The sequence below is a fragment of the Salinimicrobium aquimaris genome (genome assembly GCF_035607535.1).
GTDB lineage: Bacteria > Bacteroidota > Bacteroidia > Flavobacteriales > Flavobacteriaceae > Salinimicrobium.
In genome coordinates this window covers 517,956-542,017 of sequence record NZ_JAYDZX010000001.1, presented here as the reverse complement: position 1 = coordinate 542,017, position 24,062 = coordinate 517,956, and the positions used below count along the sequence as shown (strand labels likewise).

The following is a 24,062-nucleotide window of genomic DNA, read 5'->3' as shown; positions in this document are numbered from 1 at the left end:
AATTCTTTCCCGACTTCTTTTTTGATAGCCATATTGCGCAAACCAATGTCAAAAATAGAAGACTTACTCTCAGAAAAAATACTGATCCTCGACGGTGCCATGGGTACCATGCTGCAGGAATATAAATTTACCGAAGAAGATTTCCGCGGAAAACGTTTTGCCGACTGGCCTGTGTCGCTCAAAGGAAACAACGACCTGCTTTCCCTCACTCAACCTTCAGCAATTGCAGCTGTCCATCGCAAGTACTTTGATGCGGGTGCAGATATTGTCGAAACCAATACCTTCTCGGCGACTTCCATTGCTATGGCCGACTACCAGATGCAGGAGCTGGTCTATGAACTTAACTATGAATCTGCCAGGATAGCCAAAGAAGTGGCTCAAAATGTCACTTTTGAGACCCCGGATAAACCACGCTTCGTGGCAGGCGCTATCGGCCCCACTAATAAAACCGCGAGCATGTCGCCAGATGTTAATGATCCCGGTTTCAGGGCGATCTCGTTCACAGAATTGGCTGCCGCCTATAAGGAGCAGGCAAAGGGATTGATCGATGGCGGAGTAGATGTGCTGCTTGTAGAAACGGTTTTTGACACCTTAAATGCCAAGGCCGCTCTTTTTGCCATTGAAGAACTTAAGGAGGAGCTGGATGTCGACATTCCGGTAATGATAAGCGGAACCATTACAGATGCTTCGGGCCGCACTTTGAGCGGGCAAACTGCCGAAGCTTTCCTTATTTCCATTTCTCACATTCCTTTGCTCAGCGTGGGCTTTAATTGTGCCCTGGGGGCAAAACAGCTCACGCCACACCTGGAGGTTTTAGCTAAAAGTTCCGGATTTGGAGTGTCTGCTTATCCCAATGCCGGGTTGCCAAATGCTTTTGGGGAGTACGACCAGAGCCCGACGGAGATGGCTGCACAGATCCGGGAGTATCTTTCCCGCGGACTTGTAAATATCCTCGGAGGTTGCTGCGGAACAACTCCCGAACACATCAAAGCCATTGCTGAAGTAGCTAAAGAATACAAGCCACGGGAATTCAAGAAAGAGATCCAACCTGAAACTGAAGTATAATGACAGGAGAAAAAAGAACATCAAAAAACACATTTTTGGAAGGTAAGCAGCAGAGATATTTAAAGCTGTCGGGTCTCGAACCCCTGGTCATCACCCCCAATTCTAATTTCATTAACGTAGGGGAGCGCACTAACGTTGCCGGTTCTAAAAAGTTCCTGAGGTTGATCAAGGAAGAGAAGTACGATGAAGCACTTTCTGTAGCCCGTGACCAGGTGGAAGGTGGAGCACAGATCCTGGATGTGAATATGGACGACGGGCTCATCGACGGGAAGGAAGCTATGGTGAAATTCCTGAACCTGTTAATGGCCGAGCCCGATATAGCCCGTATCCCTGTTATGATAGATAGTTCCAAATGGGAGATCATCGAAGCCGGGTTGCAGGTAGTCCAGGGGAAATGTGTGGTGAACTCAATAAGCCTCAAGGAAGGGGAAGAGGAATTCCTGGTGCATGCAAAAAAGATAAGGCGCTATGGAGCGGCAGTAGTGGTAATGGCCTTTGATGAAATTGGCCAGGCAGATAATTATGAGCGTCGTATTGAGATCGCGAAACGTTCTTACGATCTGCTGACTCAAAAAGCCGGTTTTTCGCCAGAAGATATCATTCTCGACCTCAATATTTTTCCTGTAGGAACAGGTATGGAAGAACACCGGCGTAATGCTGTGGATTACATTGAAGCCACACGTTGGGTCAAGGAAAATCTGCCACACGTGAACCTAAGTGGGGGAGTGAGCAATGTTTCCTTTTCTTTCCGCGGAAATGATCCCGTGCGGGAAGCTATGCATTCAGTATTTCTGTATCACGCTATTAAAGCCGGAATGAACATGGGGATTGTAAATCCTGCACTTCTGGAGGTGTATGATAACATTCCTAAGGATCTGCTGGAGCATGTGGAAGATGTTATTCTTGACCGCCGCGATGATGCCACCGAGCGCCTCCTGGCTTTTGCTGAAACTGTTGTGGGGAAAGAAAGGGAAAGCAAAACAGATCTTTCCTGGAGAGAAAGCTCCCTGCAGGAACGAATCACTCACGCCCTGGTAAAAGGAATTGACGAGTATATAGTTGAAGATGTTGAAGCTGCAAGGGCAAATTCCGCGCGTACCTTAGATGTTATTGAAGGTCCGCTAATGACGGGAATGAACGTGGTAGGAGATCTTTTTGGCAGTGGAAAGATGTTCCTGCCCCAGGTAGTGAAATCGGCCAGGGTTATGAAAAAAGCAGTGGCTCATCTTTTACCATATATTGAGGAGGAGAAGAAAGCCCCCCAGCCCCCTGAGGGGGAGAGGGGGCTTTCCCCCATCGGGGGGCCGGGGGCCAGGGGGCAGGGCGGGGCAGGTAAAATCCTTCTCGCCACAGTAAAAGGCGACGTTCATGATATCGGAAAAAATATTGTGAGCGTAGTGCTAGCATGTAACAACTATGAAGTGATCGACCTGGGGGTGATGGTACCTCCCGAGAAAATCATTGAGACCGCGAAAGCCGAAAATGTTGATGCTATTGGCCTTAGCGGACTCATCACTCCGTCCCTCGACGAAATGGCCTCCCTGGCTCAGGAAATGGAAGGACAGGGATTCACTGTTCCGCTGTTGATAGGTGGAGCAACTACCTCCAGGGCTCATACTGCGGTAAAGATTGACCCGCAGTACAGCAATGCTGTTGTTCACGTAAATGATGCTTCACGAGCGGTGACAGTGGTGGGCAATCTTCTCGGGGAAAAGACCGGAACAAAATTCAGGAGTCAACTCAAAGCGGAATACGAGACCTTCAGAAAGAACTTCAAAAAGAGAGGGAAGGTAAAGGAATACCTGAGTATTGCTGATGCCAGGAAAAATAAGTTTCAAATTGACTGGAGTAAGAATGAGGTGGTAAAACCAAGGGAAACAGGAGTGCAGGTGATCGAGGATCTGGAACTGGAAAAACTGGTTCCGTTTATTGACTGGACACCCTTCTTTCGAAGTTGGGAGCTGCATGGAAAGTTTCCGCAGCTTCTGGAAGATGAGGTGGTGGGAGAGCAGGCTACTTCCCTTTACAACGATGCGCAAGTTTTGCTGGAGAAGGTAATTCAGGAAAAACTGCTCACTGCTAAAGCTGTTTTTGGATTGTTTCCGGCAAATACTGTGAATGATGATGATATTGAAGTTAACTCCGAAGAAATATCAGGTGTCAAAAATGTCATTTTTCGAACCCTTCGTCAGCAGTTAAAGAAGCACGGAGAACAACCCAATTTTGCCCTGGCCGACTTTGTTGCGCCAAAAGAACCCGGAATTCAGGATCATATTGGCTGCTTTTGCGTCACTGCCGGCTTCGGAACAGAGGAACTCGCAAAAGAATTTGAAAAAGATCATGACCAGTACAATTCGATCATGATAAAAGCCCTTTCCGACAGACTTGCTGAAGCCTTTGCTGAATATCTCCATAAGGAGGTGCGAACGATCCACTGGGGCTATGCAGCCGGAGAGGATCTTGATAATGAAGAGCTTATTAAGGAAAGCTATAAAGGAATACGACCAGCTCCCGGTTATCCCGCCTGTCCCGATCATCTGGAAAAATTGACGCTTTGGGAACTTCTGAAAGTAGAGGAGAGGATAGGGGTGAAGCTCACCGAAAGTCTGGCGATGTGGCCTGCAGCCAGCGTAAGCGGGTATTACTTTGCACATCCCGAGTCCCGTTACTTCGGAGTTGGCAAGATCAAAAATGATCAGGTAGAGGATTTTGCCGGGAGAAAACAAATTCCTGCCGAAAAAGCTTATAAATGGCTGGCACCATCAATAGCCGATAATGATTAACAAACCTACAGACATTAATTGAAATGAAAATAACCGAACATCTGGCCAATTCAAAAGATAAAACCCTTTTCTCATTCGAGATTCTGCCCCCTCTAAAAGGGCAAAATATCCAGTCCATTTTTGACGGGATAGATCCTCTCATGGAATTTAAACCTCCATTTATTGATGTCACCTATCACAGGGAAGAGTACGTATACATCGAGCGGGAAAAAGGGCTGCTTGAAAAAAGGGTAGTGCGAAAAAGGCCCGGAACCGTGGGGATCTGCGCTGCCATACAAAGCAAATACAAGGTGGATGCGGTGCCTCACATCCTTTGCGGCGGATTTTCAAAAGAGGATACCGAGAATTTCCTTATCGACCTCGATTTCCTTGGAATCAAGAATGTGATGGCCTTGCGAGGAGATGCGGTAAAGAGCGAGATCTACTTTACACCCGATCCCCAGGGCCACAATTACGCCAACGAATTGGTGCAGCAAATTTCCAGAATGAACTGCGGAAAATTCCTGGATGAAGCCCTTGAAAACGGACATAACACTGACTTTTGTATAGGAGTGGCGGGTTATCCTGAAAAACACATGGAAGCTCCCAGTCTTCAAAAGGATATTCAGCGATTAAAAGCAAAGATAGAGGCAGGAGCAGAATATGTGGTGACCCAGATGTTCTTTGACAATCAAAAGTTTTTTGAGTTCGAAAAACAATGCAGGGAAAATGGCATTAATGTTCCAATTATTCCCGGTTTAAAGCCTATTGCTACCAAAAAACAGCTCACGATGATCCCTCACCGCTTCCATGTTGACCTGCCATACGATCTTATTCATGAGGTGGAAAAATGCAAAAACAATGAAGAAGTTCACCAGGTAGGGATCGAATGGTGTGTGGAGCAAAGCAAGGAACTGATAGCTGCAGGAATTCCCGTACTACATTATTATTCCATGGGAAAGAGTGCTAATATTAAAGCAATAGCTTCCCGGGTTTTTTAAACGAACAGGTTTGAAAAAGATCCTTTTTTGAGCAGAATTTTTTACCTCCCAAGAAATTTCTACGAATTTTTTTCTGACTGATATTTATCAATGTTTTTGCGCTTCCGGGTTCTGAACTTTATCTTCTAATTCTTTCGTAAAATGAGAAATTTCAGGATCATTTCGCTGTTGTCAATACTTACAGCACTTTGCGCAGCGGTGGCAGCGGCAGCCGGGATCTTTTACTCTACAGATGGGAAGCCGTACATCTACAGATCCATCCGTGGAAGAGATGTGGAGATCTATGGCCGCGGACTCTATGAACACATGTCTGCAGAGGTGGCCGTCCAGGGAATAGCACATGACTATGTGACGCTTTTCATTGCAGTTCCCGTGCTTCTTTTCTCCCTGCACCTTCTAAAAAGCGGAAAATTAAAAGCAGTTTTCTTTCACGCGGGAGTCTTGCATTTTTTCTTCCTTACCTATCTGTTCTATACAAATATGGGGATGTACAATGCACTTTTCCTGCTTTATGTAATCATAACATCACTCTCATTTTTTGCCTTTATGATCACCCTTTTTGAAATCAAGCTGGATGGGCTACGGGAAAAATTTAAACCCGGCCTAAGGCGGAAGTTGATAGGAGGATTTCTCATGTTCCTGTCCACATCCATAGCTTTTCTCTGGCTGGAGATCATAGTTACCCCATTGCTGGACGGAACAATTATTCCGGCTTCTGTAGCGCATTACACCAGCCTCACAGTTCAGGGACTGGATCTTTCTCTCTTTCTTCCTATTGGATTTATTTCGGGCCTTTTGCTCTGGAAAAACAAAGATCTCGGGTACCTCATGTCAGCTGTAACGCTTATCTTTCTTTGCTTTCTTTTGACTGCTCTGGTTGCAAAGATCATTGCCATGGCAATAACAGGGGTGAATGTGGTTCCTGTGGTCTTTATAATGCCCTCTGCCCTTACACTGGCGGTGATCTTCAGCTTCCTGTTCTTCAGAAAAATTAAACCCGGAATAGCTGCCGGGGCTCAAACTGAAATTTCGACCCAAACAGGAGCGTGATCGCTGGTTTTCTCCCAGCCCCTCACATGTTTATCTACTCCGGCATCTTTTAATTTGCCGCTAAGGTGCCGGCTAAGCAGGAAATGATCGATACGTAAACCGGCATTTCGCCAATAGGCATTCCGGAAGTAATCCCAAAAGGTGTAAATGGTCTCGTTGGGATATAATTTCCGAATTGCATCTGTCCAGCCCTGAGCGACCAGATCATGAAATACTTTTCGAACCTCGGGCCTAAAAAGTGCATCATCAACCCATCTTTCAGGTTTATAAACATCTTTTTCTGTGGGCATTACGTTATAATCCCCGGTGAGAATAACCGGCTCATCCCTTTTGATCAATTCTGCGGCACGTTGTGTAAGGCGGCCGAACCATCGCATCTTATATTCCAGCTTAGGACCCGGGGCAGGATTGCCATTTGGCAGGTAAAGACAGCCTATGGTGATATTGTTCACCACAGCTTCAAGATAGCGACTCTGCTCGTCTTCGGGTTCTCCTGCCAGGCCGCGGCCGGTTTCCTGTATCTCGAGGCCTTTCCTGGCGAGAATGGCAACTCCATTCCAGCGTTTTTGACCATGCCAAAGGGCAGTGTAACCTGCTTGTTTAATTTCATCCTTCGGAATTTTCTCATCGGGTGCCTTCAGTTCCTGAAGACAAACCACATCGGGTTCCGATTCCTGCAGCCATTTTAGCAATACCGGCAATCTTGCATTGATTCCATTTACATTATAAGTTGCTATTCTCATTTCACGGGCTTAAGCTGAAGGATCTTTCCATTGTTTTCATCTGTAAGTACCCATATATGACCATCGGGCCCCTGTTCTACATCTCTTACTCTAACTGAAAGCGGAATTCTTTCGACCTCACGGGCCTGTTCCCCGTCAACCTTCACCCTCACAATTCCGGTGGAGGTAAGTCCGCCTATCATCATGCTGTTCTTCCATTCGGGAAAGACTTTTCCATCATAAAAGATCATTCCCGAAGGAGAAATTGTGGGTGTCCAGTGAATTACAGCATCAGCGAACTTGGGATGTGTGGTAGGATCGGGGATTTCACTTCCGTCATAATTATCTCCCCAGCTTACCACAGGCCAGCCGTAGTTTTTGCCGGCAGATGCTATTTGCAGTTCATCGCCTCCCATTGGTCCCATTTCTGCAACCCAAAGGTCACCCGTTTCGAGATGCAAGGCTGCGCTTTCAATATTTCTGTGGCCGTAGGACCAGATCTCTTTAAGAGCATTTTCAGCATCAAAAGAAGGATTTTCTTCAGAAGCCGAACCGTCTTCATTGAGGCGCACAACAGTACCTAAATGGCTGGAGAGGTCTTGTGCCGGTTCAAATTTGAATCTTTCGGCAAGGGTGAGAAAAATATCATTTTCGGGAGTAAAGATGATGCGGCCGCCAAAGTGATTTGGGCCTTCCACCTTTGGCTCCATTCGAAAAATAACTTCAAATTCGCGCAGGGAATTTCCCTCAAGCTTTCCCCTACCCAATGCAGTGGAAGCAGTTCCATTAGGACCGGGTTCCGCGAAGGAGAGATAGACATATTTATTTTGATCAAAGTCCGGATGCAGCACCACATCGAGCATACCGCCCTGTCCCTGCGCAAAAACCTCGGGGGTACCCGAAAGTGGTGCAGACAGGTTGTTATTCTTATCCAGGATCCTAAGCGTTCCCGCTCTTTCTGTCACCAGCAGCCTCCCATCGGGTAAAAAAGCCATACCCCAGGGATGGTCAAGGCCTTCTTTTATCACATCAATTTTAATGGCTCCTGCGTCGGTTTTTACCGTGGGCTTCTGGGCCAGTGCGGTGAGACTAAAAAGCAGCATTATAAAAATGCTGATAAATATTTTTCGTTGAATTGGCAACTCTATCGCAATTGCCCTGGGTGAAGTCTTTCTTTTCATAGCGTTTAATTTATGTACTTACCTAATATAAAAAGACTTAAGGCTGCTTACAAGTTGCTTAGTAAAGACTTAACAGAGGTTGCTTAAACTTTGAGAATTGTTTAAAAGGATACGTAAATGAAGACCCCCTACTCAAATTTTTTCCGTGCTGGATATGGAAATAATTCAGCAGGAGAAAGGTCTGGCAAAAATGAAGATTTCACCCCGTAATTGTGGAACAATAAGGGGGTTCAAAAATGAAATTTTGAACACTTATATTTGTTCCTTCAGAGGGATCCTTAAAGTGAATCTGGTCTCCTTCGATGTGGAATCTACCAGGAGCTTTCCCTTATGAGCTTTAGCAATTTCAGCAGCAATAAAAAGACCCAGTCCCAGCCCTTTCTTGTTCACATCGCTCTTATCCCTGTAAAAAGGCTGAAAGAGATGACCTATGGCTTCCTCCGGGATCTTTTCTCCTTTATTAATCACGGAGAGCTCAAAACTATCATCTGTGGTAAGTGCAGTTACTTTTAGAGGAGCATCTCTATCTCCATGTTGATCTGCATTGCTGAGTAAATTGGCCAATAACTGGCCGATGCGGTTCCTGTCACAATAAACATCAGATTTCAGGTCGATCTTAAGATCGATCTCCCTTTCGGGGGAGCTTATGTTTACTTCCTTGATGACCTGTTTCAGGATTTTAACAAGAGATCCATTATTAGCCACCCTGTCCAAAGCGATGCCTTCACCCATTTTTCCTTTTGCAAAGTCGAGAATGTTCTCAATGAGATTCTGCATCCTGAAGGAAGTGGACTTGATCATTGATGCATGTTTCAGCGTAAGTTCTTCCTTAGACATTTTAAGCAGAATGTCTGAACTCATTCTCATGGTTGCAATGGGATTTTTAAGATCATGCCCTAAAATAGCAATGAACTGATCTCTGAGATCTGCCATTTCCCGCTCTTCTTGCAAGGTCTTTGAAGTAGCTTCCATTCTTTCCACTGTTTCAAGATGGAAGGAAATAAGGTCTGTAAAGAGCTTGAACATCTCCTTAACTTCAGGAGTATTTATATTGGCCGGTACAGAATCCAGGGCACACAGGGTTCCAAAGAACTCACCGTTCTTTTTGTAAATGGGAACAGAAATGTAGCTTTCGATGCCATATAACCTGGGAACGGGATGGTCGATATAGGTAGCATCTTTATTGACATCATCAAAGATCACAGGCCTTCCTGTCTTATGAACCTGGGTGCAAAAGGTGTTCTTGATCTCCAGTTCATCTCCCGCCTTGAGCCCCAAAGGTACATTATCTAAAGTGGCACAAGCCAGCCACCGCTCATCGGTTACCCTTGCAATGGCAGCAAATCTTAATTTTGTAGTACGACAAATTACCTCCAGTAATTGGGGAACTATGGAAATCTGATTTATGGCCGTTACATCGGCAGATAAATCCTGTTTAGTGTTCACTTCGATAAATGCAGAAATTAATGTTCAAGGCTTACAGGCAAAATACGAATAAATTTCAGTTCCTGGAGTGGCTTTTTTCTTACAGGGCAATTTTTATTCTGTTTCCAGAGTTTTAAGGGTCTCCAAAACGTTTTGTTCTGTCTTATAAAGTTTCTCCCTGCAAATTTTAAGTAAGGCAGAAGCTCTTTTCACCCTGGAGTCCAGCTCATCGATGCTGATTTCGGCACTTTCCAGGTCTGTGACTATTTGCTGTAGTTCATCAAAGGCTTCGGTATAGGTGATTTTCGTTCCCATTACTTAATTTGTTTTTTTAATTTCTGCTGAAGCTTTACCTCTATAGAATTCAGTTTCTATAATGTCTCCGGATTCGAGTAAACCGGCGTCTGTAATGATCCTGCCATCTTTCCTGGTAATACTGAAACCTCTTTTTAAAATGTTCTTTGGGGAGAGCAGCTCAATTGAAGTTGAAATGTTTTTTAATTCCGAATTTCTTTCTTTTAAAATTCCCTTGGCCCCTGAATGAATCACCTGCCTGCAGGAGGTGAGTCTGTTCTTTTCCCGGTCCAGGATCCTGGTGGTCAAAAAGCCGAAGGAGCTTGAAACCTTTTCCAGTCGGGTCTCCTGTCTTTCGAAAAGAAGATTTGCGCCTGTCACTATTTTCTGAAGATTTTCCCTGAGCGGCTGTGCGAAATTGTGAAATTCCTGAAGCAGGAACTCCGCTATTTTTGTAGGGGTTATAAAATTCTTATAGCTCACCAGCTCACTAACGGTCTCATTAGTGGAGTGACCAATCCCGGTGAGTACCGGCAAAGGGAATTGTGCAATTGCCTTCGCCAGGTGATAATTGTCGTAGCAGCTAAGGCCAATTTCGCCACCCCCGCCGCGAATGATCGCAACAGCATCAAATAGGTTTTGGTGCTTTTCAATTCGCTTTAATTGGGCTGTGATAGTGGTAACCGCACGTTCTCCCTGCAGGATCGCCGGGAAAAGCTTGCAATGGAATTTGTAGCCCCAGGGATTGTTCTCAATAACATTTAGAAAATCCTGATATCCTTTGCTGCTGTTTACAGAAATAACTGCAATGGTCTTAGGTAACCCCGGAAGTCGTTGTTTCTTATTGGCTTCAAAAATGCCTTCTGAAACAAGTTTTTTTATGGCTTCAGCTCTCTGCTTAGCCAGTTCCCCAAGCGTATATTCTGGATCTATATCCAGGATGTTAAGAGCAAGGCCATAGACAGAATGAAAGGTAACCGTCGCCTGCACCACTACCGTCATGTCGTCCCGAAGGTCCTCGTTTAGTACCTGTCTGAATTTCTCATTGATCAGGTCGAAATTGGATTTCCAAATGTTCCCTCTAAGCTCGGCAACTATCTTTCCGTCTTTTTTCTCTACCAGGTCTGGATAGCAGTGGCCTGTATGCGGATAATGATTAAGCTTGACAATTTCAGCCTTTACCCACACCACCTTACTGCAATACCTGTTGATCACATTTTCAATAGCTTCGGTAAGCTTGGAGAGCGGAAAAACTTGTTTGGCGGGCATAGCGGGATCTTCCCTGCTAAGATATTTAAAAATTCACACCGAAAAATAAATGCTCTGAAAAAGAAGATCAGAGCATCTATTTTAGGAATATTATCTAATGATATTTCAATCTTTCTGTATAGGTTGAGCCGCTACTACTGTGGGATGATAGGCCAGATCGGGTCTCATTTGCCCCTGCATATTTCTGTACTCGGTGACAAGATCCATGATCTCCCGGAATTTCTTTTTTCCTTCTTCTCCCAGTACCTGATCGTTTTCAGCAGAAAGACGCGCGTAATCCTGAGCGTCTTTTGCAGAAAGTACTGCCACATAATTGTTGCCCATTTGTCCAAATCCAGATCGGTATATCCTATAATGCATCTTCGAATTCTTCTTGCCGTAAAGATCCTTTAATTCCCTGAGTTTTTCTCTCATCTTCGAATCATTTTCGGCAGTGACCTTCATGAAATGCCATTTTCTGAAGTCTTTTCCATCTTGTACAACTCCTTCTCCGGCAGGCATATACGAGAGATCGTTGTCCAGGATTGTGATGTAGTCTCCGTGATAGTCATAATATTTATTGAAGCCGTTCATCAACTGACTAAATTTTTCCTGCCCCACCTTTTCCTGCAGACTTGCAAAAGACAGACTTTGCAGGTGCTCAAAATCATCTATGGGAGTGATGGACAAAAAGGTGCCATCATCCATTTGAGCAACATTCCAGCCCATTCCCTGGAAATTGTGTTCATTCGCCATTGCCACAAGCTTCCTGGCATGTTCAGTATATTCCTCTACCTGCCCGGGTCTAACCTGGTCTTCGTGTATCCAGTAAGCCTGATTTTGATTTTCCTGGGAATTCACGCTGCTAAAAATCAGGAAACAAAAGCCCCAGATCATCATAAACTGCATCCTTTTCATAATATAAAGATTTAATTAATATTAAATATAAAGGGGGAATGCTGTCCTTCTATCCGGAAGCTGAAATTCAAAATGGAGGAAAGTTCTTAAACTTCTCCAAAGATACGTAAATTATTGAAAGTCTGAGGTTTAAAACTTTTTTAGAAAATTTACTGATCCTGTCCCTTCAGCCGGAAAACTCCAGGAAATCTTCCGGAAGTATCTAACTACAACTCTGTGAGGGGTTAAGAATCCTACTCTGAAGAACACCTGCAGAACATTACTTAAATCGATCTTCTAATGATTTTTGCCTATAGCATATCGGGAATTACGCCTTTCATTTTCCTTAGTTTTGAAGAAATGAAATATACTTTTTATGAGCAGTAAATTATTTTCCCCTTTAGATATACGATCGATCAAATTCAAGAACCGCATAGCTGTGTCACCAATGTGCATGTATAGCAGCAAAGATGGCTTTGCCAACAACTGGCACCTGGTGCATCTGGGGACCAGGGCCACCGGAGGCGCCGGACTCATAATTTCTGAAGCTGCAGCAGTCTCCCCCGAAGCCCGTATCACGCCCGATGATCTTGGTATTTGGAAAGATGAGCACGTGGAAAAACTGAAAGAAATAACCGCATTTTTAGAATCTCAGGGAAGTGTGTCGGGAATTCAGCTGGCACATGCGGGCAGAAAAGCCTCGACAACGAGCCCTTGGAAAGGCGGGAAATATATTCCGGAAGAGGAGGGAGGATGGCAACCGGTAGCACCATCGGCTATTCCTTTCTATAGTGAAAATCCTTCCCCGGAAGCCGTGGACGCCACAGGAATAAAGAAAGTAATATCAGATTTCAAAGAGGCTTCAAAAAGAGCATTTTTGGCAGGCTTTAAGGTGCTGGAGATACATGCAGCTCATGGATATTTACTACACGAATTTCTTTCACCTTTAAGCAATCACAGAAAGGATGAGTACGGCGGGTCATTTGAAAACCGCAGCAGATTGGTTCTGGAAGTGACACGAGCGGTAAGAGAAAACTGGCCAAAGGAGCTACCGCTATTTGTAAGGATCTCGGCCACAGATTGGGCTGAGGGAGGCTGGAATCAGGAGGAATCGGTTCAACTGGCGAAACTGCTGAAAGAGGAAGGCGTGGACCTCATAGACTGCTCCTCGGGCGGACTGATACCCCATGTAACTATCCCCGTGGCGAAGCAATATCAGGTGCCGTTTTCGGAAAAAATAAAGCAGGAAGCCGGGATTATGTCTGCCGCTGTAGGTATGATCACCACTCCGCAGGAAGCAGAGAAAATTATCCAAAAGGAGCAGGCCGATCTTGTTTTACTAGGAAGAGAGATGTTAAGGAACCCATATTTTCCTCTCCAGGCAGCTGCCCAATTGGGTGCAGAAATTGAGTGGCCAAATCAATATTTAAGAGCTCAACCTCGATAGCCTTGTTCAGCCTTACAGGCTTATGCGGGTATTTCAAAAAATGACCCGGAGCATTGCTCCGGGCTTTTTTGTTTTAAGGCTTACAGCCTTAAGGGAAGTTTGATTTGGATGCCGACGTACTTACATTTCTCTAGCTCGGCAAATTTTTATACAACGTCCAGCCTTGATAAGCTTCAAAAAATGCATTTTTTGAAGAAGTTTTTCAGCCTGTAAGAATGCCAATAAAGTCCGAAGGATCGCTCTGGAAATTAAATTCACATATTTAATTGACCAGCCTGTAAGGCTGCAACGAACAAGCCAGGGGCATCGCCCCGGGGATTGGATTGCAAACTTTAAAACCAGCCTGCAAGGCTGGAATGATTCTGGTGACATTTTGTTTCAGCCTTACAGGCTGATGTGGGTATTTCGAATGACCCGGAGCGATGCTCCGGGCTATTTTGTTTAAGGCTTACAGCTTTAAAGGAAATGTGAAATAGGAAGTACCATGGGTATTTGATCTTATTTTGCTAGCACAATACCTTTTCTAAAACTACCGGCCTTTGTACATTTCAAAAATGACCTTTTTTTAGAAGTTTTTCAGCCTGTAAGGCTGCCAGTAAAGTCCGAAGGACCGCTCTGGAAACTTAAATCACTCATTTAAATGACCAGCCTGTAAGGCTGCAAAGAACAAGCCCGGGGCATCGCCCCGGGAAATAGATTGCATATTTCAAAACCAGCCTGTAAGGCTGGAAACCTTCGGGTGAGTATAATGTTTCAGCCTTACAGGCTGATGCGGGTATTTCAAAATGACCCGGAACATTGCTCCGGGCTATTTTGTTTAAGGCTTACGGCCTTAAAGGAAATGTGAAATAGGAAGTATCATGGGTAATCGATCTTTTTTTGCCAGCACAATACCTTTTTTTAAACTACCGGCCTTTGTACGTTTCAAAAATGGCATTTTTTTAGAAGTTTTTCAGCCTGTAAGGCTGCCAGTAAAGTCCGAAGGACCGCTCTGGAAACTTAAATCACTCATTTAAATGATTAGCCTGTAAGGCTGCAAAGAAGAAGCGCGGGGCATCGCCCCGGGAATTGGATAGCATATTTCAAAACCAGCCTGTAAGGCTGGAATCTGAGCCTCAATTATTCCTTCTTTATAAAATGAGCCAGTCCACAATTGTTCCGACTATGGCTATAATGATCGCCAACCAGAGGGACGGCATGAAACCGTGAGTTTTAAAACCCTTGCTCAATTTATCTGCCAGTTCAATGATGATCGCAAAGGCAAAAATCCTTGTGATGAAACCCAGACCCAGAAGATAGAAAATTCCAAGGGTAACGACATTTAAGATCGCGGTGAGGATCCAGCTGAGAAAAAAGCTCAAAATTCCAATGAGGATCGCCACAACAAGAGCTGTTTTCCAGCCTTTTAACTCTACTTTCGGCAACATCCTTGCCGCAATTAAAAGAACTATGGTATCAACTACTATGTGTACTAACCAGCTTAACATATCAAATCAGGTTTAATTTTTATTCTTCAGTGTCACTGATCTTTTCAGCTTTTTTCTTCAATTCCTTTACATTCGTCGGGTACGGATTTTCCTTAAGAACTCTTGCTACGTGAGTAAGGTTGTGCACCATGAGGTAAAGGGTGCGATTGGTAAAGAAGTGCCTGTCACCATTGGCTTCTATATAGGCTGGCCCCGGTCCTGCCTTACCTACATAATAACTAAAAGCATTTACGGGAACTGTGAAGCCATGCTCCGAAAGATCAAAACAAATGCTTGAAATGGCCTTTTTGGCACCATCTTCATTTCCATCTACCATGACCCCGCCCACTTTGTTGAAGGTAGGATACTGGCCCGTCTCTTCATCGGCTTCTTCCCAGATGCCGTCAAAACGTTCGGCTACAACCTTTGCAACTGCACTGCGGTCTCCTCTCCACACAGGGGTAGCAATGATAGTGATATCACTGTCCTTTACTTTTTGAAGAATGTTGGGCCAGCCGTCTCCTTCCCCTTCATCTGAGGAATTTCCGAATTTCACATTTTGATCTACCACTCTTACCTCCTCTGTTTGCACATCGAGTTCTGCGAACATTTTTTGTGCCTGCTTAACAAAGGCTGATGTATTTGAAGTTTCGGGTGATCTTTTTAGAGTACAGTTTAAAAAAAGTGCTTTTAATGCCATTGATAATTTTTTTTTCACACCGTTGATTTGATGCTTCAGGTTTACTCTTGCTGCCCGGAAAGACAGGTGTTTTCTCAGTTAATTCTAAGTTATATTCTTTTTTGTGTCGCAACAAAATGATTAAGAAAGCTTTAGCGACTTTTTCCTAAAACCTTAACGGAAGAGAGGAAAGGGGCGGTAGCTTCCGTTAAGACAATGCTAATCCTTCGGGAATGATTGAAAATTCGGGTATCTTGTAGAGAATCAACTTTAAATTTTCAGGTTATGAGGTCTATCTGGAACGGGTCCATTAGTTTCGGCCTGGTCACAATTCCCATCAAAATGTATTCGGGTAGCGAGGAGCGAAAGCTCGATCTCGATATGCTCGACAAGAACGATCATGCAAGGATAAGGTACAAACGGGTCAATGAAGTGACGGGCGAGGAAGTAGAGTGGAAAGATATTGTGAAAGGCTACAAACAGGATGATTCCTATATCATTTTGGAAAAAGAGGATTTCGACAAGGCGAACATAAAGAAATCCCGTACAATAGACATCGAGGAATTCATTGAAGAAAAAGATGTTGCCGATGTACTCTTTAAAAAGCCATATTTTCTTGAGCCTCAAAAAGGCGGGGAGAAATCCTATAATCTGCTAAAGAATGCTCTTAAAGACACCGGAAAACTTGGAGTGGCCACTTTTGTAATGCGGGCAAAGGAAAACCTTAGTTTAATAGGAGTTTATAAAGATGCCCTTGTTCTTCATGTGGTGCGCTTTGCAGATGAGATAAGGGATCCTTCAGAATTAAAGCTTCCCGATGTCAAGGTTTCTAAAAAGGAGGTTGACATGGCTAAATCCCTGATCGAGCAGTATACCGAAGAATTTGATTTCGAGAAGTACAAGGACGTCTACAATGATCAGCTTTTGGAGATCATAAAAGCCAAGACCTCTGGCAAGAAAACTAAAGTTGAGAAGTTCGAGACCAAAGCTACACCTGCGACAGACCTTATGGCGCAACTGAAAGCCAGTCTCGACAAAAAGAAGAAAAAAAGCAAAGCTTCCTAAATGGCACTAGACGAGTACATCAAAAAACGGAATTTTTCCAAAACTCCCGAACCCGATGCTGCTTATGAAAAGAACAAAGGCCGGCTGCGATTCGTCGTACAACGCCACAGGGCTACGCGGCTTCACTATGACCTGCGCCTGGAAATGGAAGGTGTTTTGAAAAGTTGGGCAGTTCCTAAAGGTCCCTCTATGAATCCGGCAGATAAGCGCCTTGCTTTAATGACCGAAGACCACCCTATTAAATATCTCACCTTCCACGGTACAATTCCAAAAGGAAATTACGGGGCAGGGGAGATGAGCATCTGGGATGAAGGTACCTATGAGGCGGCAGGAGGAGGTGATGAGAAGGACCTCTTGAAAATGCTGAAAAAAGGTGATCTTAAACTGTCATTTTTTGGCACTAAAGTAAAAGGTACTTTTGCCCTGGTTCACACCCGCAGGGGAGGGGATAAGGACAATCAATGGTTGCTCATCAAGAAAAAGGACGAATATTCCACAGAGCTGAGTTACGATGCCGAGAACCTGAGTGAACACGCCGAGCGTGAGAAGGTAAAGCAACTTAAGGTTACAGAGCTTATCAAACCTATGCTTGCCACAAAGGCTCCCGAGATCTTCAACAAAGCGAACTGGATCTATGAATTGAAGTGGGATGGATATCGCGCTCTTGCGAACATACAGAAAGGGAAAGTGGATTTCTATTCCCGAAACGGAATTTCCTTTAAAGCTAAATTCAGGGAACTTTATGAGCATCTCAAAGCTATTCCGCATGATGTGATCCTCGATGGAGAGGTGGTGGCGCTGGATGAGACCGGGAAACCTGTATTTCAAAAGCTCCAGAATTATCAAAAAGAACCTTCAGGAGAACTCCGCTACTATGTGTTTGACATCCTTTTTTTAAATGGTCATAATATTATGCACCTGCCCCTTACCGAAAGAAAAAGTCTTATCCCGGAGGTGATAGAAGATATTCCGCAGGTGTATTATTGCGACCATGTAGAAAGTATGGGAAAAGCTTTTTTTGAGCAGGCAGTGGAAATGGGAATGGAAGGAGTGATCGCCAAAAAAGCCGATTCTCAATATATTCCCGGCTCCAGAAGTGACAAGTGGTTAAAGATAAAAGCATTTGAAAGTCAGGAAGCTTTGATCTGCGGGTATACAGATTCAGATAAGGGAGGTCCTTTCGGATCTTTGATCCTGGGGATGCACCGGGAGGAGGAGCTGGTCTATATTGGCAACTGCGGAACAGGCTTCAGCGAGCAGGATAAGAAAGACCTTTATGAAAAATTTCAGGCCCTGGTAACCGATGTCAAACCTTTTAAAAAGAAACCTGCATTAAAGGGCCGAACCCCTACCTGGCTAATTCCTGAACTTATTTGTGAAGTAAACTTTTCTGAATGGACCCGGTCCGGCCATATGCGACATCCATCTTTTAAAGGTCTGCGAATAGATAAACTGCCACAGGAGGTAACGAAAGAAAAAACGGCAAAAATTCCGAAGAAAAAACCGGCAGCAAAAAAAGAAGGAGATGCTTTGGAAATAGATGGAATTTCTGTTCCTATAAGTAATTTGGACAAGATCTATTGGCCGGAATCGGGCTTGAGAAAGTATGACCTCATTGAATATTATCTGCAAATTTCTGATGTTATTTTACCTTATTTGAAGGACAGACCGCAGAATTTACACCGGCATCCAAACGGCATTTTAGAAGAGGGGTTCTATCAAAAAGATACTGCAGGTATTTTTCCTCACTGGCTGGAATCTGCACGGATCTTTTCCAAGCATAACAACCGCGAGATCGAATACATCATGTGCCAAAACCAGGCGAGTCTAATTTACATGGCGAACCTGGGTTGTATAGAGATCAATCCCTGGAACTCCAGAGTTGAAAATCTTCTCCATCCAGATTTTACAGTTATTGATATAGACCCTTCAGAAAAAACCACTTTTGAACAAGTCATAGAAGTTGCGCAGGCAGCGAAGGAGGTGCTGGATAAGGCAAAAATAAAAGGATATCCAAAGACTTCCGGCTCCAGTGGGATTCATATTTACATTCCATTGGGTGCAAAATATACCTATGATGAAGCGAGGGATTTCACAAAGATCCTCTGTTACTTCATCAAGGAAAAATTACCGGAAACCACTTCCATGGAGCGGAATGTAAAAAAGAGGAAGGGAAAGATCTATCTCGATTTCCTGCAGAACCGCAAAGGACAAACCCTTGCAGCACCATATTGTGCAAGGCCTAAACCGGGTGGGACTGTGTCGGCTCCTCTGGAATGGGAAGAGGTAAAACCGGGATTGGATATGAAGGAATTTACCATAAAGACCATGCCGGCCAGGATTGAGCAGAAACCGGATCTGTTCAAAGCGGTACTGGGGAAAGGGATCGATATTGAAAAGGCACTCGAAGCTCTCTCTGGTTAGCTTGACTCGTTTTCCATGCTTTCCTCACTTTCAGAAAATTTCTGATTCAGAAAGTATTTTGGGCTAACGCCGTATTTTTCTTTGAAGATCTTAGAGAAATAACTACGGTTATTAAGGCCTATCTGTCCTACAATCTGGGAAATATTGTTGTCACTGTTGGTGAGCATTTCTTTTGCAGCTTCCAATTTCACCTGTTGCACATATTTATTTACCGTAAGATCGAACATGTATTTGAAACCTTCCTGAAGTTTATTTACGTTGGTACCTACTTCTTTGGCCAGTTCCTCCACTGAGTAGTTTTGGTTGAGGTCCTGGTTGATGATCTCAATAGCCCGTTTCACCTTTTCTACATCGGTTCTTCGTAACAGGGCCGACTTATTTCCATTTTCCTGGTCATCACAGTACTGACTTATCTGTTTTGCCAGCATTTCATAGGCCTTTCCTTCGAGGTAGATGGATCGTAGAAAACCGGTATGCTCTTTATTGGCCATAGCCTCTACTATGTCTGCGGCCTGTATGCTGTAGTTCCCCTGGTAAAAGAAGAGCTCCCGGGAAACTTCATCTTTAAATAATTTTTCAAGGCGAGGGTCAAGATCTTTGTAACCAAAGTTTTTTCTGTTGTTAAATTCGGTTCTAATGATCTCCAGACTAAACACGTGGGAGGTTTCATTTGCTTTGAAGTAAAGGATATGTCCATTATGACCACTGCTGGAGACGATCACATTCTGGTAGGTATCAATAGTGTGGGTTTCCATATTCTCCTCGAAGGCATGATTCACTCTCCCTTCTGAACAGAAAATAAATTTTAGTGGATGCGTCTGATTGATCACAAAATGGATTTCCATATCCATATAGAAAGTGACATTATATTCAATTATGCCAACTCCCGAAGTGAAACTTGTTCCTCGGATGAAACCCTGTCCCATTTTATCGGTGAGTTCAATGGTCAGTTCCCCGCCATCTCTTTTAATAGGTGTTTTAAACTGTTTGGATAAGCTTTCTATAATTTCTTCTACAGGTAAAGCTTTTACAAAAATTTTCATTTCTCTCTTTTTAGAGGTTGTAATGTCTTTTGTTCTTTCTACAACTTAAAGTTTTTAAAGATTTTTCTTAGCCAAAATTGTGTTATAAGTTGTATTACTAGTTGGAATAGAGCTAATACTTCACCTTGAGTTAGTCTACATTTGAGGTTTTGGATTGAACCTTCTAACGTTCGGTGTATATGACGCTATATTATTTTATGTTGGGATTTGAAGCCCTTTTGGTGCTGCTGGTGACTGCCTATCTTTTTCGCAAGATCCTATTCTTTTATCGCAACAGGCGTGAACGTAAGCAAGGTAATTCCCAATCTTGAACTTATTAGGATTGCAATAATTTTGCGATTTGCAGCCTCTGTTTGTGTGGCGTATCTTTGCACAAAATTCGATTCATGAAAAGTGTTCATGCCCTGAAGTGGAGATATGCAGCAAAGAAGTTTGATCCCGATAAATTACTTTCCTCTGAAAAATTAGATGTTCTAAAAAGAGCATTTAATCTTACTGCTACTTCTTACGGCCTGCAGCCCCTCAAGCTTATAGTTGTGCAAAATAAGGAAGTACAGCATGAATTGATGAAAGCTTCCTATAACCAAAAACAGATTGGTACCGCTTCACACGTCTTGGTGATCTGTATCGAGACTGCGATCAATAAGGAATTCATCCATAATTATTTCAGGAACGTGCAGGAGGTGAGAAATACTCCCGATGAAATATTGCACCCATTCCGTGACTCTTTAATCGGGGATTTTGAGCAAAAGCCTGTTGACGAGATAAAGGTTTGGGCAACGCACCAGGCATACCTAGTACTGGGGACCTTGCTAACCGTTTGTGCCGTCGAAGAGATTGACTCCTGCCCAATGGAAGGCTTTGAGCCTCAAAAATATAATGAGATCCTCAACCTTCAGCAATATGGTTTAGAAGCAGTTTTGGCTTTACCGGTAGGTTACAGGGCAGAAGATGACTTTTTTGCTTCCTTAAAGAAAGTGAGAAGGCCGGTAGAAGAAACAGTGATCGAACTCTAATAGTTCACATACTCCGTAATCTCCAGTCCGTAGCCTATCATTCCGACCCTTTTCGTCTGTTTACTGTTAGACAGGAGGCGAAGTTTGTGGATCTCGAGATCGTGAAGGATCTGGGCTCCTATTCCAAAGTCCTTCGAATCCATGATAATTGGAGGGGCCTTCATTTCCCCTTGCTTCTGCAAGTCCTTTAATTCCCCGAGTCTCTTAAGGAGGTTTAGAGACTGACTTTCCTGATTAATGAAAACAATGGCTCCTTTTCCCTCATCATTAATGGCTTTAAACATATAATCCAGCTTTTTGTCGGCATCGTTGGTAAGGGTCCCTAAAATGTCATTATTGACAAAAGTTGAATTCACCCGGACAAGTACGGGATCTGAAGATTTCCATGCACCTTTGGTAAGGGCAATATGTACCTGTTTATTGGTGGTTTGCTGGTAAGCTCTTAGTCTAAAAGTGCCAAACCGGGTGTTGATGTCAAAATCCTCCTTCTTCACGATCAGGGAGTCGTGTTGCATTCTGTAGGCAACGAGATCTTCAATCGAAACGATCTTAAGGTCAAATTTTTCGGCTACTTTAATGAGTTGCGGAAGCCTGGCCATAGTACCATCCTCATTCATGATCTCCACGATCACTCCGGCAGGAGGAAAGCCGGCAAGTCTTGCAAAATCTATGGCTGCTTCGGTATGACCGGTACGTCTTAATACTCCACCTTCTTTTGCTTTAAGCGGAAAGATGTGTCCCGGGCGACTGAGGTCAAAAGGTCTGGTTTCAGGATCGATCAGAGAACGAATGGTCTCTGCTCTGTCTGAAGCTGAAATTCCGGTAGTAACGCCCTTGCCTTTAAGGTCTACAGAGATAGTGAAAGCAGTCTCCATAGGATCGGTATTATTGCCCACCATCATTTCCAGTTGGAGTTCCTTGCAACGTTTCTCTGTAATAGGGGCGCAAATGAGTCCGCGGCCGTGGGTGGCCATGAAATTGATCATTTGAGGTGTTACCTTTGCAGCAGCAGCTAAAAAGTCACCTTCGTTTTCCCTGTCCTCATCATCAACAACAATGATCACCTTTCCGGCCCTTATGTCGTCAATGGCTTCTTTTATAGTATGTAATTTAAAGGCAGTTTCCTTGCTCATTCTCTAGCTGTACTTATTGGCCGCAAAGATATCAATCCTTTTCGGAACGTCCCATAATATGGGTTCTTTTCAAGAGTCTTTTCACAGGTTCAAATAAAATGCTAAAGCTGAACAAGCCCTGATCTGTCGTTGCCCGGTAGGTGAGGAAAATTCCCAGCGGCAGCATGATAAGTGTGGAAAGCCAGGTGCCTAAAAAGGGGCTTATCTGTCCTTCTTCGGCACTATTCTTGGCAAAGATCCCAATAAAGTGATAGGTGAGGAACAGGAGAATTGCTATAACCATAGGTAAACCCATTCCTCCCTTACGTATTATAGCTCCCAGTGGTGCGCCTACAAAGAACAGAACTATGCACGCAAAAGCCAAAACATATTTTTCATGCAGGGCGATCTCAAATTTATTAAGGCGTTTCGAAGCCTGTATGAGCTCTGCCTGCTTATTTGTTACTGTTGCTACTGCTCCATTGACATTTCCCAGGGCAAGATTAATGATCTGAGAAGCCTGGTAGGGATCGTACAGCGGTAAAATTCCGTCTTCAGGATCTAAAATTGTATCCTTTACCGGCTTCACATCTTTTTTCAGATTGTCAAACCCGGTACGGTTGTACATATTTCTGGAAAAGGTTTCCAGTTCCTTGTTGTAGGATGTAGAAAAGGAATCAATAGTGCGGTTGAGCTCAGAGATCTTGAGCATGTTGTGGGAATTGCTGTACCTTTCTTCATCGAGATCAACATCATTAAAGCCGGAGAGGTCCATGTTAATGGTGTATTCCTCAAAATAGCTTTTTGCAAAGGGCCTTTTCATCCTCTCCCGGGGGGAAGTTGACATGATCTCATCGTAGTAGTTCCCGTCCCGGAGTATAAGGCTTAAAATATTTGAACCTGTACTTCCTACAAGTTCTCCTTCAGTAGCTTTTATAACAGTGTAATTCCCCGAACGACGTTCATTCTTCTTGTGAATGATGACGTCGTGAAGGTATTGGCCTCTTTCACCTGATTTTTCATCAACCTTGATATTGATCTGCCCCAGATCGTTAAAGACACCTTCAGATATCACCATCGCCGGTTTGAGCTGGGCGATGTTCTTTCTAAGATTAATAGATTTGTACTCGGCTGCTGGAATTACGTTGTTCGAAAACAGAAAAGCCGTAACGCTTACCAGCAAAATAAAAACAGTGAGAGATCTCATTGCCCGCTGCAAAGATATCCCGGCCGATTTCATAGCTGCGAACTCATAATTCTCTGCAAAATTTCCGAAGGTCATGATGGAAGTCAGCAGAATAGTGAGTGGCAGTACCAGTGGTACCAGCTTAGGGCTAAAATACAGCAGGAATTTGAAGATGATCTCCGTATCCAGGTCCTTACCTGCCAGTTCGCCTATGTACAGCCAAATGGTCTGTAATACAAAGATGAACATGAGTATTACAAAGACCGAAAAAAAGGTTTTTAGGTAACTGGTAAGTATGTACCTGTCGAGTATTTTCAATTTCTAATCTAAACGATTAATATAGTAATCCTTGTATCTGCTTTCCTTGAACTGAAAAAGAGATTGGGGTAGGGGTTGATTGGTTTTGAAGCTGTTCACCGTAATGGTGATCTTTGTGCCGTTATCCTGCGTCTGAATAAGATTATAGATATGCTTCGTTTGCTTGTCTATTCCAAGATGGATTTCCTTGATCTCAGCTTTTGAGTCAATTGGAGTCAGTTTCACGTATTGGATCTTTCTGCCTTTTAGATCCTGTACCGGCCCCAGTTGGGACTTGTACCCGTCATTGTAAAATGTCAGCATTTTTGAAGGGGTGATTTCCTGATCATCTTCAGGATTGTAGGTGGAAATATTTATTTCCTCATCTTCAGGGATGATCGTGTACAGTTTTTTCCCATCAAAAAGGCGGGTAGTACCCATAATGTTCAGCAGGTATTTTTCCCCTTCAAGGCTAACGTCTCCCCGGGTCTCGTGCTTTACATTTTCTGCTGTGTTCTCTAATGCGTATTTAAAATCTATGATAATGTTGTCATACGATTCTACTTTTGAAGATACCTCGTCCAACAACTGCTTAGCCTCTTTGGAAGACTGGGCATAAGAACCTGTGAAGGTTAAAAAAGCTACTGCTACTAAAATTATTCTTTTCATTATTTTTTATTTT

At 43.7% G+C, this 24,062-nt stretch carries 20 protein-coding genes; 8 read left to right on the top strand and 12 right to left on the bottom strand.

From position 1 onward, the window contains the following. Positions 1-45: 45 nt before the first annotated feature. The 4 genes from VR862_RS02405 to VR862_RS02390 all read left to right on the top strand — a co-directional run bounded on the left by VR862_RS02405 (position 46) and on the right by VR862_RS02390 (position 5,878). Positions 46-1,065: a homocysteine S-methyltransferase family protein gene (locus VR862_RS02405; protein WP_324719347.1), complete on the top strand. Its 1,020-nt coding sequence runs from the start codon at positions 46-48 to the stop codon at positions 1,063-1,065. After that, entirely contained in the window at positions 1,065-3,848 is a 2,784-nt protein-coding gene (metH, locus tag VR862_RS02400) for a methionine synthase (protein WP_324719346.1), read from the top strand. Before VR862_RS02405 ends, metH begins: the two co-directional genes overlap by 1 nt. A 23-nt stretch (positions 3,849-3,871) precedes the next feature. After that, positions 3,872-4,828: a methylenetetrahydrofolate reductase [NAD(P)H] gene (metF, locus tag VR862_RS02395; protein WP_324719345.1), complete on the top strand. Its 957-nt coding sequence runs from the start codon at positions 3,872-3,874 to the stop codon at positions 4,826-4,828. A 141-nt stretch (positions 4,829-4,969) separates the two neighbouring features. Beyond that, complete coding sequence (locus tag VR862_RS02390) at positions 4,970-5,878, top strand: hypothetical protein (protein ID WP_324719344.1); 909 nt, start codon at positions 4,970-4,972, stop codon at positions 5,876-5,878. Here the strand turns inward: VR862_RS02390 and xth are convergent. From xth to VR862_RS02360, 6 genes are all read right to left on the bottom strand, one after another. Continuing rightward, entirely contained in the window at positions 5,845-6,621 is a 777-nt protein-coding gene (gene xth / locus VR862_RS02385; protein ID WP_324719343.1) for an exodeoxyribonuclease III, read from the bottom strand. The two genes, VR862_RS02390 and xth, sit on opposite strands and share 34 nt — an antisense overlap. Continuing rightward, on the bottom strand, positions 6,618-7,781 hold the full coding sequence (locus VR862_RS02380) for a PQQ-dependent sugar dehydrogenase (protein ID WP_324719342.1): 1,164 nt from the start codon (positions 7,779-7,781) through the stop codon (positions 6,618-6,620). The genes xth and VR862_RS02380 overlap by 4 nt, the downstream gene beginning before the upstream one ends. A gap of 252 nt (positions 7,782-8,033) precedes the next feature. Then, entirely contained in the window at positions 8,034-9,227 is a 1,194-nt protein-coding gene (locus tag VR862_RS02375) for a GAF domain-containing sensor histidine kinase (protein WP_324719341.1), read from the bottom strand. 93 nt (positions 9,228-9,320) lie between these two features. Beyond that, positions 9,321-9,521: an exodeoxyribonuclease VII small subunit gene (xseB, locus tag VR862_RS02370; protein ID WP_324719340.1), complete on the bottom strand. Its 201-nt coding sequence runs from the start codon at positions 9,519-9,521 to the stop codon at positions 9,321-9,323. A 3-nt stretch (positions 9,522-9,524) separates the two neighbouring features. Then, positions 9,525-10,769: an exodeoxyribonuclease VII large subunit gene (xseA, locus tag VR862_RS02365; RefSeq protein WP_324719339.1), complete on the bottom strand. Its 1,245-nt coding sequence runs from the start codon at positions 10,767-10,769 to the stop codon at positions 9,525-9,527. A 105-nt stretch (positions 10,770-10,874) separates the two neighbouring features. After that, positions 10,875-11,666: a hypothetical protein gene (locus VR862_RS02360; RefSeq protein WP_324719338.1), complete on the bottom strand. Its 792-nt coding sequence runs from the start codon at positions 11,664-11,666 to the stop codon at positions 10,875-10,877. Between the two features lie 355 nt (positions 11,667-12,021). Here VR862_RS02360 and VR862_RS02355 point away from each other — a divergent pair, with 355 nt between their 5' ends. Beyond that, positions 12,022-13,092, top strand: coding sequence for an NADH:flavin oxidoreductase/NADH oxidase (locus tag VR862_RS02355; RefSeq protein ID WP_324719337.1), 1,071 nt, complete (start codon positions 12,022-12,024; stop codon positions 13,090-13,092). A 1,130-nt stretch (positions 13,093-14,222) separates the two neighbouring features. On the opposite strand, the gene VR862_RS02350 is transcribed toward VR862_RS02355, so the two are convergent. Both VR862_RS02350 and VR862_RS02345 read right to left on the bottom strand, forming a co-directional pair. After that, the gene (locus tag VR862_RS02350; protein WP_324719336.1) at positions 14,223-14,579 is read right to left on the bottom strand and encodes a phage holin family protein; all 357 of its coding nucleotides are present in this window, start codon (positions 14,577-14,579) and stop codon (positions 14,223-14,225) included. A gap of 19 nt (positions 14,580-14,598) precedes the next feature. After that, complete coding sequence (locus VR862_RS02345; RefSeq protein WP_324719335.1) at positions 14,599-15,258, bottom strand: flavodoxin family protein; 660 nt, start codon at positions 15,256-15,258, stop codon at positions 14,599-14,601. 264 nt (positions 15,259-15,522) lie between these two features. Between VR862_RS02345 and ku the strand changes: the two genes are divergently transcribed. Both ku and ligD read left to right on the top strand, forming a co-directional pair. Continuing rightward, a complete protein-coding gene (ku, locus tag VR862_RS02340) occupies positions 15,523-16,302 on the top strand; it encodes a non-homologous end joining protein Ku (protein ID WP_324719334.1) in 780 nt (259 codons plus the stop codon). Further along, positions 16,303-18,726 carry a DNA ligase D gene (ligD, locus tag VR862_RS02335; RefSeq protein ID WP_324719333.1) on the top strand — a complete coding sequence of 808 codons (2,424 nt, stop codon included), beginning with the start codon at positions 16,303-16,305 and terminating at the stop codon, positions 18,724-18,726. It begins immediately after the preceding gene. Here ligD and VR862_RS02330 read toward each other — a convergent pair. After that, entirely contained in the window at positions 18,723-19,769 is a 1,047-nt protein-coding gene (locus tag VR862_RS02330) for a helix-turn-helix domain-containing protein (RefSeq protein WP_324719332.1), read from the bottom strand. The genes ligD and VR862_RS02330 overlap by 4 nt on opposite strands. Before the next feature lie 386 nt (positions 19,770-20,155). Between VR862_RS02330 and VR862_RS02325 the strand changes: the two genes are divergently transcribed. After that, the gene (locus VR862_RS02325; RefSeq protein ID WP_324719331.1) at positions 20,156-20,785 is read left to right on the top strand and encodes an NAD(P)H-dependent oxidoreductase; all 630 of its coding nucleotides are present in this window, start codon (positions 20,156-20,158) and stop codon (positions 20,783-20,785) included. On the opposite strand, the gene ribB is transcribed toward VR862_RS02325, so the two are convergent. From ribB to lolA1, 3 genes are read right to left on the bottom strand one after another with little or no spacing between them, the layout of a single operon-like run. Continuing rightward, the gene (gene ribB, locus VR862_RS02320) at positions 20,782-21,918 is read right to left on the bottom strand and encodes a 3,4-dihydroxy-2-butanone-4-phosphate synthase (RefSeq protein ID WP_324719330.1); all 1,137 of its coding nucleotides are present in this window, start codon (positions 21,916-21,918) and stop codon (positions 20,782-20,784) included. The genes VR862_RS02325 and ribB overlap by 4 nt on opposite strands. A gap of 31 nt (positions 21,919-21,949) precedes the next feature. After that, on the bottom strand, positions 21,950-23,401 hold the full coding sequence (locus tag VR862_RS02315) for an LptF/LptG family permease (RefSeq protein WP_324719329.1): 1,452 nt from the start codon (positions 23,399-23,401) through the stop codon (positions 21,950-21,952). A 3-nt stretch (positions 23,402-23,404) separates the two neighbouring features. Then, complete coding sequence (lolA1, locus tag VR862_RS02310; protein ID WP_324719328.1) at positions 23,405-24,049, bottom strand: outer membrane lipoprotein periplasmic chaperone LolA1; 645 nt, start codon at positions 24,047-24,049, stop codon at positions 23,405-23,407. Positions 24,050-24,062: the final 13 nt, after the last annotated feature.